Consider the following 12268-nt stretch of genomic DNA (forward strand, 5'->3'; position numbering starts at 1 on the left):
GTCAGCGGGTCCGGTCAGCGGGTCCGGTCAGCGGGTCCGGTCAGCGGGTCCGCTGGACGCGGCGTTCGTCCCAGACCGGTTCCGCGGTCTCCCGCACGACCCCGTCCGAGCCGAAGACCAGGTAGCGGTCGAAGGAGCGGGCGAACCAGCGGTCGTGCGTCACCGCCAGCACCGTGCCCTCGTACGCCTCCAGCCCCTCCTGCAGTGCCTCCGCGGACTCCAGGTCGAGGTTGTCCGTCGGCTCGTCGAGGAGCAGCGCGGTGGTGCCGGCCAGCTCCAGCAGCAGGATCTGGAAACGTGCCTGCTGGCCGCCCGACAGCTTGTCGAAGGGCTGGTCCCCCTGGCGTTCCAGCTCGTACCGCCGCAGCGCCGACATCGCCCCGCCCCGGTCCCTGGCGTGCTCCGTCCACAGGATGTCGACCAGGGGGCGCCCCATGAGCTCGGGGTGCGCGTGCGTCTGCGCGAAGTGGCCGGGAACGACCCGCGCGCCCAGCTTCCACGTGCCGCTGTGGGCGACGGGCTCGCCCGCCAGCAGCCGGAGGAAGTGGGACTTGCCCGAGCCGTTCGAGCCGAGGACCGCGACCCGCTCCCCGTAGAAGACCTCCAGGGAGAAGGGCTTCATCAGGCCCGTGAGCTCCAGGTCCTCGCAGACCACCGCCCGCACGCCCGTCCTGCCGCCCTGCAGCCGCATCCGGATGTCCTGCTTGCGCGGCGGCTCCGGGGGCGGGCCGATCTCCTCGAACTTGCGCAGCCGGGTCTTGGCCGCCTGGTAGCGCGAGGCCATCTCGTCACTGCGCGCCGCGTACTGCTGCATGTCCTGCACGAGCCGCTTCAGCTGCGCGCGCTTCTCGTCCCAGCGCCGGCGCAGCTCGTCGAAGCGCGCGAACCGCTCCTCCCGTGCCGCGGGGAAGGTCGCGAAGCCGCCGCCGTGCACCCACACGTCGGATCCGGCCGGGCCGGGCTCCACGGCGACGATCCGCTGCGCGGCCCGCGCCAGCAGCTCCCGGTCGTGGGAGATGAACAGGACCGTCTTGCGGGTCTCGCGCAGCCGCTCCTCCAGCCACCGCTTTCCCGGCACGTCGAGGTAGTTGTCCGGTTCGTCCAGCAGGAGGACCTCGTCCGGCCCGCGCAGCAGCGCCTCCAGTACGAGCCGCTTCTGCTCGCCGCCGGACAGTGTGCGCACCTCGCGGAACTGCGCGCGGTCGTACGGCACGCCGAGGGCCGCCATCGTGCACATGTCCCAGACGGTCTCGGCCTCGTACCCGCGCGCCTCGGCCCAATCGCTCAGCGCCTGCGCGTACTTCAGCTGCGCGGCCTCGTCGTCCACCGTCATGATCAGGTGCTCGGCCGCGTCCACGGCCGCCGCGGCGGCCCGGATCCGCGGCTGCGACACCGATACCAGCAGGTCGCGGACCGTGCGGTCGTCCCGTACCGAGCCGACGAACTGGTGCATGACGCCGACGCCGCCGCTGGAGGTGATGGTTCCGCCGTGCGGTTGGAGCTCGCCCGAGATCAGCCGCAGCAGCGTCGTCTTGCCCGCGCCGTTGGCGCCGACGAGGGCCGCCACCGAACCTTCACCGACTCTGAACGAGGCATCGCCGAGCAGCACCCGCCCATCGGGCAGGAAGTACTCCAGGTGCGAGGCTTCGAGATGTCCCATGCTCCGGAACCCTGCCCGTCGCGCGGCGGCGGCACAACGCGTTTTCGGCGCGTGGGGCGGGAGGGGTGCGGGGGGTGTGGAGGAGTCGGGTGGGTTCGTCCAAGGGGTGCGCGGGGGCTGGTCAGCGGGGTTACCCGTGCGTAGATTACCGGCGGTAACTCCGGAGTCGAGTCGAGGAGACCGCCGTGGAAGCCGTACCCCAGCCGGTACCGCCCGTGTTGACCGTCGTCGACGGCGTGGTGCGCGAGGCGGCGGTGCCCGCGCTGGTCGGGGCGCCGGGGAGCGGATCGCTCGGGGACATCCCCTTCCAGAACGCCCGGGAGGCCCCGGGCGAGGTGGTGCTCGCCCGCAAGGAGCGGGACGGCAGCTGGCGCGACGTCACCGCCGCCGAGTTCGCGGCCGAGGTGACGGCCGTCGCCAAGGGTCTGATCGCGGAGGGGCTGCGCGAGGGGGACCGGCTGGCGATCATGGCGCGGACCACCTACGAATGGACCCTGCTGGACTTCGCGGGGTGGGCCGCCGGGCTGGTCACCGTACCGATCTACCCGACGTCCTCCGCACTCCAGGCCCGCTGGATCATCCAGGACTCCGGGGCCGTGGCCTGCGCCGTCGAGGACACCGCCCAGGCCCGCATCATCAGCGCCGAGCGGGCCAACCTGCCCTGGCTGGCGCACCTGTGGGAGTTCGACACGGGCGCGATCGCGCGGCTGGTCAAGGCGGGCGAGGATCTGCCCGACGCCGTCGTGCACGCGCGCCGGTCCGTCCGTACGCCGGACTCCGTGGCCACGCTCATCTACACGTCCGGTACGACCGGCCGGCCCAAGGGCTGCGTGATCACGCACGCCAACTTCTTCGCCGAGGCCGACAACGCGGTCGAGCTCCTGCACCCCGTCTTCAAGTCCGCGACCACGGAAGCGGCCTCGACGCTGCTCTTCCTGCCGCTCTCCCACGTCTTCGGGCGGATGGTGGCCGTGGGGTGCATGCGGGCGCGGGTCAAGCTCGGGCACGCGCCGAGCATCCAGACCGAGGAGCTGCTCGCCGACCTCGCCGGGTTCCGCCCGACGTTCCTGCTGGCCATCCCGTACGTACTGGAGAAGGTCTACAACACCGCGCGCGCGACCGCCGAACGGATGGGACGGGCCTCGTCCTTCGACCGCGCGGCGCGCATCGCGCAGCGGTACGGGGAGATCGTCGAGGGCCGGACCCCGGGGGCGGGCCTGCGGGCGGCACGGGCGCTGTACGACCCGCTCGTGTACCGGCGGATCCGGGCGGCGCTGGGCGGGCGCGTCCGGTACGTCCTGAGCGGCGGCTCCCCGCTGGGCCGCCGGCTCGCGGCGTTCTACACCGGGGCCGGGATCGAGGTCTTCGAGGGGTACGGACTCACGGAGACGACCGGCGCCAGCACGGTGACCCCGCCGCTGAAACCGCGGCTCGGGACGGTGGGGTGGCCGCTGCCGGGCACGGCGGTGCGGATCGCGGAGGACGGGGAGGTGCTGCTGTGGGGGCGGCACGTGTTCGCGGGGTACTGGAATTCGGGGGAGGGGGTCGCAGGCTGGCTCGCGACGGGGGACATCGGGGAGCTGGACGCCGAGGGCTACCTGACCATCACCGGCCGGAAGAAGGACCTGATCATCACCTCCGGCGGCAAGAACGTGGCCCCGGCCCCGCTGGAGGACTGGCTGCGGGCCCACCCGCTGGTCGGCCAGTGCATGGTGGTCGGCGACAACCGCCCGTACATCACCGCGCTGGTCACGCTGGAGCCGGAGGGGCTGGCGCACTGGCGGCAGATGCACAAGAAGACGGGCGTGCCGCTGCGCGAGCTCGTACGGGACGAGGACCTGCGGGCGGACCTGCAGCGCGCGGTGGACGAGGCGAACCGCCTGGTCTCGCGGGCGGAGTCGATACGCCGCTTCGCGGTGCTGCCGGTGGAGTTCACGGAGGCGGGAGGCCACCTGACCCCGTCCCTGAAGCTGAAGCGGGCCGTGATCGCCCGCGACTTCGAGCAGGAGGTCGAGGCCCTCTACCGCCGCGCGTGACGGGCGGGGCGGGGCCGGGCGGGCCGGGCACGGTCGGCGGGCCGGGCAGGCCGGCGGGCCGGCGGGTCGGCGGACCGGCGGGGCGGGCGTGGCCGACGGGCCGGCCTACCGAGTGCCGTGGGCAGGCTCCTCGATCGGCCAGGCGATCTCGGACCGGTTGCCGGGGTCGTCCGGCGTCCCCGTCCACCGGTGGTGGACCAGGCGGACCGGGCCGGCGAAGGCGAAGCCGTGCGCGCCGATCCAGTCGGCGACGGCATCGTACGCGGTGAGGATCGCGGGGAACCCGGCCGCCGGACCGGACACTTCCGTGCAGGCGAAGGTGTTCTCCGGGAGGTCGAGGACGGACATCCCCTCCGGCAGGTCGGTCGGCTGCGCGCCGTCCGTCCAGAAGGGGAGGCAGGCCTCGACCAGCGTCTCGTTCTCCTCGTCGCACACCCCGTGGTAACGGACGAACGCCGGGCCGTTGAAGGTCAGCGGGCCGCGGCCCGCGACGGCGTACATCTCCTGGAAGGCGGTGCGGAGGAACCCGTCGAGGCCGGAGTTCTTCAGGGTGGCGCCGCGCATGAGGACGCGTTCGGCGCCGCCCTCGCGGATGGTGACGCGGTGGTTCATCTCTGCTCCTTCGGACAGCCGGGTCAACAGGTCGTGGACGAGGCCGCGTTGGACGGTCAGGCGGTCCTCCGCGGCCTTCAGGTGTGCGGCCAGTGCGGGGGCCAGGTCGGCCCCCGCCTCGGCGTGCGCGAGCATGCCGCGTACCTGCTCGATCGGGATGTCGAGTTGCCGCAGGACCCGGATCAGCCGGGCCGTCCCGACCTGGTCGCGCCGGAAGTAGCGGTAGCCGCTCTCCGGGTCGACACGGGCGGGCGGCAGCACGCCACTGGCGTCGTAGTGCCGCAGGGCGGTGACCGTGAGGCCGCTGGCCTGCGCGAACTGCCCGATCGGCAGCAGGTTCGTCATGTCCACGAGGAAGACTGTGCTGTCTCGGGTGACCCGAGAGTCAAGCGTGGTCCCTACGCGGGGATGGCGGCGAGGCCCGCCTCGGCGATCTTGACGTCGTCCGACCAGTGGCCGCCCGAGACGCCGATTCCGCCCACGAGGTGGCCGTCCACGACGATGGGCAGGCCGCCGCCGAAGGTGACCAGGCGGTCGATGCCGGTCCGGGCGCCGGGCGCGAGCTGCGGGTCGTTCTCGACGAACTCGTGCCAGTCGGTGGTGCTCAGGCCGAAGGCGGCGGCCGTGTAGGCCTTGTCCTGGGCGATCTGGATGGTCATCAGGCCCGAGCCGTCCATCCGCGCGAAGGCGCTGAGGTGGCCGGACTCGTCGACCACGGCGACGGCGAAGCGGAGGTCGGTCTGCCGGGCGGCGGCCAGGGCGGCGTCGACGATGGCGCGCGCGAGGTCGTTGCCGAGGGCCGGACGGGTGCGGACAGCGGTCATGGCGGTATCCCCTTGATGAGACGTGCAGGAGTTCGTGTGCTTCTAGCTAACAGCATGCTTATAGCTATCTGCAAGCTTGCTGATTGATTGCTGGTTACTGGCACCCGACCGGCACCCGCTCTTACACTCGCCCCATGCACTACTCCGAGCGGCTGCTGATCCACATCAAGCAGGCCGAACGCATCACGCAGGCCGCCAAGGAGGCCGCGGTGCGCGAGGCCGGGATCACCGCTGCTCAGCAGGCCGCGCTGGCCGTGCTCAGCGACAACCCCGGGATCAATGCCGCCGAGCTCGCGCGCAAGCTCTCGGTGACTCCGCAGACGATGAACAGCCTGCTCGGCCGGCTGGAGACCCGCGGCCTCGTCGCGCGCACCCCGCACCCGGTCCACGGCACGCTCATCGAGATCCGGATGACCGAGCGCGGCGCGGAGGTGTTCGCCGCCGCCGACGCGCTCGTCGCGAAGCTCGACGCCCGGCTGGCCGAGGGCCTCTCCGAGTCCGAGACGGCCGCCGTACGGGACCTGCTCGCCCGCATCGTCCGAAACGCCGAGTCCGCCGGCCGCTAGAGCGCCGGTCGCTCAGGTGGCCGGGCACGTGGCCCGGGCCGTGTCCTGGGCCGTCCTGCCCTTCGAGGGGCCGGTCAGGATCTCCACCGTCGTGGTCACCGACACCACGGCACCGGGGGCCGGGCAGGCGGTCGCGAAGCCGGTGGAACTCCGCTGCCTCTCACCCGCCTTGGTGAAGACGAACGTGTCCGTACCGCTCTGGACGTCGCGCGATTCCCTGGTCATCCGGTACTCGTACCGGACCGTTCCCGGCCCCGAGACCCTCATCGTCACCATGGGGTCGAAGCCTGCGGTGGTGACCAGGTCCTTGGAGATCTCGACCTTGGTGCCGACGCTCAGGCTCGTCACGGCGGGCTCCCTGCCCTGCCGCCCGGCGGCGGGCACCTTGGCGCACTTGATCGCCTTCCCGCCGCCCTCGGCCGCCCGGTAGCTGCCGTACGGCACGCCCTCGAAGGTGATGGACCCGCTCTTCGAGGTCGTACCGCTCGGGTTGTACTTCTTGTCCGCGGAGGCGGCCTGCACGTCCTTCTCGGGCGTGAACCCCGACAGCACCAGCCTGTACGTGGGCTTCCCCGCCGGGTCGTCCTGCCCCGGAACCAGCTCACAGCTCGGCCCCGCGGCCGCGGCCATGGCCGGAGCCGGAGCGGTGCCCGGGGCCGCCACCGCCGGCGCGGCGAGGCCGACCGGGGAGGCGAGCAGGGCGGGGAGGAGCGGGAGGAGCGGGAGGAGGGCTGCGAAACGGCCGTGCCGGTTCATCCTTCTTCCTTTCGCCGGGCCCCTGTTCCGATGCTCCTCCCCCCGGACGGACGTGTCGACCGGACGGCGCCGGCGGCCGGACCGCCTCAGCAGTCGCCGTGCGTCGGGCGGTCCGCGAAGCGGTCGGCGAGCCAGTTCGCCGCCGCCGGCGAGTGGGTGATCACGCCGCTGACGTGCTCACCGACCCAGATCGTCTGCCACTGCACGTCCGCGCCCTTCGCGCACCACTCCGAGCGCAGCTGCCGCCCGACCGCGTACGGGATCAGCTCGTCGCCGAGCGCGTGGTACTGGTACACCGGCGCGGCCGGGGCCGTCCGCCCGAGCCTGCTCTGGTTCAACCGGGCCTGCCAGTCCGGCTGTTCGAGGGGGTTGCGGGTGGTGAGGTCGGAGATCCGCTTGAAGGATCCGGCGATGGCGTCGATGGCGACGCAGCCGTCCTTCATCCCCGCCACCAGGGCCTTGCCCGCCGGGTTGAGGTACGAGTCGAGGCGCAGCTCGGGGAAGGCCGCGTCCTGGCCGGCCGCCGCCATGAAGATGAGCCCGGAGCCGTACGAGCCGTTGTTGAAGTCGGCCACCTTCAGCAGGTCCGCCGGGACCCCGCCCGTCGCCGTGCCCTTCACCTTCAGCTCGGGGGCGTACGAACCCTGCAGCTCGGCGGCCCAGCTGCCGGCCTGGCCGCCCTGGGAGTAGCCCATGATCCCGACCGGGGTGTCCGCCGGCAGCCCCGCCTCGGGGAGCCGGGTGGCCGCGCGGGCGGCGTCGAGCACGGCCCGGCCGGCCGACGGGCCCACGGTGTAGGTGTGCACCCCCGGAGTGCCGAGCCCCTCGTAGTCGGTGACGACCACGGCCCAGCCGCGCAGGGTGAGCTGCTGGATGAGGTTGGCCTCCATGGCGGTGCCGTACGGGAGGTTGTTGCTCGGCGCGCAGGAGTCGCCCATGCCGACGGTGCCGACGGCGTAGGTGACGAGCGGTCGCGGGCCGGTCCGGCCGTCCTGGGGGACGATCACGGTGCCGGAGACGGTGTTCGGGGCGCCGTCGGCCGTGGTGGACCGGTAGTGGATCTTCCACGCCTTGGTGCCGGTCGGCTGCCCGGGCAGCGGGTGGAAGGCGGACGGCGCGACAGAGACGATGTCGCCGGCCCGGCCGGTCTCGGGTGCGGCGGCGGAGGCGGAGGTGGACGCGGCGGCGGGGCTCGCGACCGACACGGCCAGCGAGGCCACGATCGCGGCCACGGCTGCGGGGGTTCGCAAACGCATGGGCGGCTCTCCCAACGGTTCGTTCCGTGCGGGGGGTGGGTGAGGAGAACGTAGTGACCGACCGGTCGGAACGTCGCTGACCGCGCAGCTCACCTTTCCTGACCCGCCCTCACACCCCACCCGCCGCCCGCCACCCGTACGAGGGACAAGACGCGGCAGCAGGAGCAGCTCCCGCTTGCGGGGTGGGAGCGGGTGGGACAGGTGCTGCGATGCCGCTGCTGACCATCGTCGGAGGACTCCCATGGCTCGCCCCATCGTCACGGCCGGTGTCGTCACCGCCGCGCTGTTCGCCCTCGGCATGCCGGCCGCCGGGGCCGCCGCCGCCCCCGTGACCTGCTTCGGTGTCCCGGCCACCATCACCGGCAGCGGCACGATCACCGGCACGCCCGGCAACGACGTGATCGTCGGCTCCGCGGGGGCCGACACCGTCGACGGGCTCGGGGGCAACGACCTCCTGTGCGGGCTCGGCGGCAACGACCAGCTCGTCGGCGGGGCCGGGAACGACCGGCTCGACGGCGGCTCCGGCGACGACGTCCTGCGCGGCGACGCGGCCGTCGCCTCCGGCAACGCCACCGGCGGCGGAAACGACGAACTGCGCGGGGGCGACGGCGACGACGACATGGTCGGTGATTCGTTCACCGCCTCCGGCAACGCCACCGGCGGCGGCCACGACCTCCTCGACGGCGGCCCGGGCATCGACGCCATGGTCGGCGACTCCGAGAGCGCCGACGGCGGGACCGCCGCCGGCGGCGGCAACGACCGCATGTTCGGCGGCGACGGCGACGACGAGCACATCACCGGCGACAGCGTGGCCCTCGGCGGCGACGCCACGGGCGGCGGCAACGACCTCCTGGACGGCGGCGCCGGCGACGACGGCCTGGTCGGCGACTCCGCGGCCCCCTTCCAGGGGACGGGCACCGGCGCCGGGAGCGACGTCCTGCGCGGCGGCGCCGGAACGGGCGACAACATCATCGGCGACAGCGAGGGCATCACGGCGGCCGTCGGCAGCGGCGGCAACGACCTGCTGGACCTGGGAGCGGACGGCGGCATCTTCGCCGTGGGCGACCACAACATCGGCGACCCGGCCGGCGGCCAGGCCAGGGGCGCCGGCAACGACCGGATCGTCGGCGGCGCCGCGGCCGAGATCCTCATCGGCGACAGCTCGGTCGGCGACGCGTCCGTCACCACGGCAGGCAACGACACGATCGACGCCGGGAGCGGCGACGACGCCGTCTTCGGGGACAACTCCAACTTCGACGGGGACGCGACCGCCGGCACCGCCGGCGGCCGGGACCAGCTCCGCGGCCAGGCCGGCGACGACTCGATCTTCGCCGGCCCGGCCGACGACCTCCTCGACGGCGGGGCGAACACCGACTTCTGCGACGGCCAGGGCGGCACCGCCGACGTGGCCGTCCGCTGCGAGACGACCGTCAACATCCCCTAGGGGGTGTCCGCAAAGTCCCGCCTGCCCCGCGGCGCCCGGCACGCGCTCTCGGCGCACCGGGCGAAATCCCGAGTACGTCCAGTACACGGGCTTCCGCCCGGCACACCGAGAGCACGCACCGAACGCCGCGAGACCGCCCTTCGGGCGCACGGCGCTACTTTGCGGACACCCCCTAGGGGGTGGTCAAGGGGCGCCCGACGCGATCCTGTACGCCCCCGGGGTCGTGCCCGTCCAGCGGCGGAACGCGCGGTGGAAGGCCGTGTCCTGCGAGAAGCCGAGGCGGGCCGCCAGTTCCGCTATCGGCTCGCCGCTCTCCGCCAGCCCCGCGATCGCCGCGTCCCGCCGTACGTGGTCCTTCAGCTGCTGGAACGACGTGCCCTCCTGCTGAAGCCGCCGCCGCAGCGTCGCCGGCGACACCGCCAGCCGCGCCGCCACCTCCCCCAGCTCCGGCAGCCGCGGGCAGGTCCGCAGCTGCCCCGCCAGGGCCCGGCGGACCTGCTCCGCGACCGTCGTCCCGTACTCCGGCCGCGACAGCAGGTCGAAGGGGGCCCGCCGCAGCATCGCGTCCAGCTCCGCCTCGTCCCGTACGAGCGGCGCGGCCAGCCAGTGGGCCTCGAACGCGGCCCCCGTACCGTCCGCCCCGAAGCGGACCGGGCAGTCGAACAGGATCTCGTACTCCGCCACGTGCGGCGGCGCGGGATAGGCGAACGACGCGTACGCGAGCGGGATGCGCCGCCCGATCAGCCAGCTGCTCAGCCGGTGCCAGATGGCGAGCACGCACTCGGTCAGGAACCGCTCCTCGTCCCGGGCGAAGTCGTTGCGGACGGTGAAACGCGCCTCGGCGCCCGTCACGTCCAGCGCGAGCTCCGGGCCGCCCGGGAACAGGCCGTAGAAGGTCGCGGCGCGCTCCACCGCCGCACCGAGGTCGCGGCAGCCCAGCGAGGCGTGGCACATCATCGCGAAGGTGCCGGGGCGGCTCGGCGCCGCCGACAGGCCGAGGAACTCGTCCTGCGTGGTCCGGTACAGCGCCCGGAACAGCCGGGCGAACTGCGCCGGCGTGATCCGCGCCCGGTCGTCGCCGAGCAGCAGCGGCGGGATCTGCGCCTCCTGGAGCAGCGGCACCGTGTCGATGCCGCCGCGCGCCGCCCCCGCGAGCAGGGCACGCACGTGGTGCACGGTGATCGTCCGCCTCCCCATGGCTCCGACGGTAGCCCGGATGAGCGCTGCGGTCAGGGGGCGTGACGCTTCCGGTCATGTCGCGCGCAGGAGTTGGCGCTCTAGCGTCGGTCCGACGCACGTCGTGTCGTACGTACCCCAGGGAGGCGAACGCGATGGACGCTGTGCGACCGGAGACGCTGGCGGTGTTCACGGAGTGGACGGGGGAGCGGTACGGCGGCGAGAGCGCGCTGCGCCACCGCGCCCCGGACGGCGGGTGGGCCACCGTCACCTACGCCGAACTGCGCGAGCGCGTACGGCGGACCGGCCGGGCGCTGATCGGGCTGGGGGTCGGGCCCGGCGAGCGGGTGGCGGTCCTGGCCGAGACCCGGCCGGCGTGGACGTACACCCACTTCGGGGTCCTGGCGGCGGGCGCCGTCCTCGTACCGGTCTACCCGACGGCCGGGGAGGAGGAGCTGGCCTGGGTCCTCGCCGACGCGGAGGCGGTGGCCGTCGTCTGCGACGACGCGGCGCAGGCGGAGCGCGTCGAGGCGCTGCGGGCGAAGCTGCCGGCGCTGCGCGCGGTCGTACGGATGGACGCGCTGCCGGGCCTCGAAGCGGCCCCGGAGCCGGAACTCCTGGAGCGGGCCCGGCGGGTGACCCCGGCCGACGACGCGTCGATCATCTACACCTCGGGGACCACGGGCCTGCCGAAGGGCTGCCGCCTCACGCACGGCAACATGGGCGCCATCCAGGACGCGACGCGCCCGCTGATCCACGGGGGACCGGGCGACTCCACGTACCTGTACCTGCCGTTGGCGCACGTTCTGGCCCAGCTGATCCAGTTCACGACCCTGCTGGAGGGCGGGGAGCTGTGCTACTTCGGCGGCCGGATCGAGGACGTGCTGTCCGAGCTGGCCGAGGCGCGGCCCACCCATCTCCCGTCCGTACCCCGGCTGTTCGAGAAGGTGCACTCGGTGGTGCTGTCGATGGCCGAATCCCAGGAGGGCGGCGCGCAGCGCTTCCGGGAGGCGGTGCGGATCGGGGTGCTCGCGTCGGAAGGGCGGCTGCCCGACTCCGACCGGCCGGCCTGGGAGGAGGCGGAGAAGAACCTGTACTCGCTGGTCAGGGGCGCCTTCGGGGGCCGGCTGAACCAGGCGGTGACCGGCGCGGCGCCGATCGCCCCGGCGACCATGGACTTCCTGCGGGCCTGCGGGATCACCGTCTACGAGGGCTACGGCATGACCGAGACCGCCGGGCTGATCAGCATGAACCACGCGGAAGCCACCCGCCACGGCACGGTCGGCAAGCCCATCGCGGGCTGCGAGGTCCGCATCGCCGAGGACGGCGAGATCCTGGTCCGCGGGCCGATGGTCTTCCCCGGCTACCACGCGAACCCGGCCGCCACGGCGCAGGTGCTGGACGCGCAGGGCTGGCTGCGCACCGGGGACCTGGGGGAGCTGGACGACGACGGATTCCTGTCGATCACCGGGCGCAAGAAGGAGCTGATCATCACTTCGGCGGGCAAGAACATCACGCCGACGGAGGTCGAATTCGCCGTCCAGCGCTCCCGGTACGTCTCGCGGGCGGTCCTGATCGGTGACCGCCGGCCCCACCCGGTCGCCCTGATCACCCTGGACGCGGAGGAGATCGCGGCCTGGGCGCGGCGCGAGGGCCTCGATCCGGCCCTGCCGGCGGCGGCCGCCCACCCCGCGGTCCGCGCCCTGGTCGAGGAGGCGGTCGCGGCGGCCAACGCCACGGTCTCCCGCCCGGCGCGCATCCGCGCCTTCCACGTCCTGCCCGAGGACTTCACGGTCGAGGCGGGCACCTTGACCCCGACCCTGAAGCTGCGCCGCACGGCGGTGGCGCAGCGCTACGCGGCGGAGATCGGCGCGTTGTACGGGGACTAGCCCGGCCTGATCCAAAAGACACGGCCTGGACCGGGGGCGTTGTCAGTGG

General features: G+C 73.4%; 10 protein-coding genes. 4 read left to right on the plus strand and 6 right to left on the minus strand.

Features of this window, described 5'->3' with window-relative positions; translation table 11 throughout:
• Positions 1–40: 40 nt before the first annotated feature.
• Positions 41–1660, minus strand: a complete 1620-nt coding sequence (locus ACFYZS_RS15910; protein ID WP_389012001.1) for an ABC-F family ATP-binding cassette domain-containing protein — start codon at positions 1658–1660, stop codon at positions 41–43.
• Positions 1661–1845: 185 nt separating this feature from the next.
• Here ACFYZS_RS15910 and ACFYZS_RS15915 point away from each other — a divergent pair, with 185 nt between their 5' ends.
• Entirely contained in the window at positions 1846–3696 is a 1851-nt protein-coding gene (locus ACFYZS_RS15915; protein WP_389012004.1) for an AMP-dependent synthetase/ligase, read from the plus strand.
• A gap of 105 nt (positions 3697–3801) precedes the next feature.
• Here the strand turns inward: ACFYZS_RS15915 and ACFYZS_RS15920 are convergent, their stop codons facing one another.
• Both ACFYZS_RS15920 and ACFYZS_RS15925 read right to left on the minus strand, forming a co-directional pair.
• A complete protein-coding gene (locus ACFYZS_RS15920; protein ID WP_389012671.1) occupies positions 3802–4653 on the minus strand; it encodes a MerR family transcriptional regulator in 852 nt (283 codons plus the stop codon).
• 53 nt (positions 4654–4706) lie between these two features.
• Positions 4707–5132: a heme-binding protein gene (locus tag ACFYZS_RS15925; RefSeq protein WP_389012007.1), complete on the minus strand. Its 426-nt coding sequence runs from the start codon at positions 5130–5132 to the stop codon at positions 4707–4709.
• Between the two features lie 134 nt (positions 5133–5266).
• Here ACFYZS_RS15925 and ACFYZS_RS15930 point away from each other — a divergent pair, with 134 nt between their 5' ends.
• Positions 5267–5698 (plus strand): MarR family winged helix-turn-helix transcriptional regulator, encoded by a 432-nt coding sequence (locus ACFYZS_RS15930; protein WP_389012010.1) that lies wholly within the window; start codon positions 5267–5269, stop codon positions 5696–5698.
• A 12-nt stretch (positions 5699–5710) separates the two neighbouring features.
• Here the strand turns inward: ACFYZS_RS15930 and ACFYZS_RS15935 are convergent, their stop codons facing one another.
• Together ACFYZS_RS15935 and ACFYZS_RS15940 are read right to left on the minus strand one after the other, a co-directional pair.
• Positions 5711–6454, minus strand: coding sequence for a hypothetical protein (locus tag ACFYZS_RS15935; RefSeq protein WP_389012012.1), 744 nt, complete (start codon positions 6452–6454; stop codon positions 5711–5713).
• Between the two features lie 86 nt (positions 6455–6540).
• Positions 6541–7710, minus strand: a complete 1170-nt coding sequence (locus tag ACFYZS_RS15940; RefSeq protein ID WP_389012015.1) for a lipase family protein — start codon at positions 7708–7710, stop codon at positions 6541–6543.
• A 241-nt stretch (positions 7711–7951) separates the two neighbouring features.
• Between ACFYZS_RS15940 and ACFYZS_RS15945 the strand changes: the two genes are divergently transcribed.
• The gene (locus ACFYZS_RS15945) at positions 7952–9154 is read left to right on the plus strand and encodes a calcium-binding protein (RefSeq protein ID WP_389012018.1); all 1203 of its coding nucleotides are present in this window, start codon (positions 7952–7954) and stop codon (positions 9152–9154) included.
• Positions 9155–9337: 183 nt separating this feature from the next.
• On the opposite strand, the gene ACFYZS_RS15950 is transcribed toward ACFYZS_RS15945, so the two are convergent.
• Positions 9338–10351 (minus strand): AraC family transcriptional regulator, encoded by a 1014-nt coding sequence (locus ACFYZS_RS15950; RefSeq protein ID WP_389012021.1) that lies wholly within the window; start codon positions 10349–10351, stop codon positions 9338–9340.
• A gap of 134 nt (positions 10352–10485) precedes the next feature.
• On the opposite strand from ACFYZS_RS15950, the gene ACFYZS_RS15955 reads away from it, so the two are divergent.
• Positions 10486–12219, plus strand: a complete 1734-nt coding sequence (locus tag ACFYZS_RS15955) for an AMP-dependent synthetase/ligase (RefSeq protein ID WP_389012024.1) — start codon at positions 10486–10488, stop codon at positions 12217–12219.
• Positions 12220–12268 lie beyond the last annotated feature (49 nt).

Origin of the sequence: Streptomyces sp. NPDC001903 (assembly GCF_042891345.1) — a bacterium.
Lineage (GTDB): Bacteria > Actinomycetota > Actinomycetes > Streptomycetales > Streptomycetaceae > Streptomyces.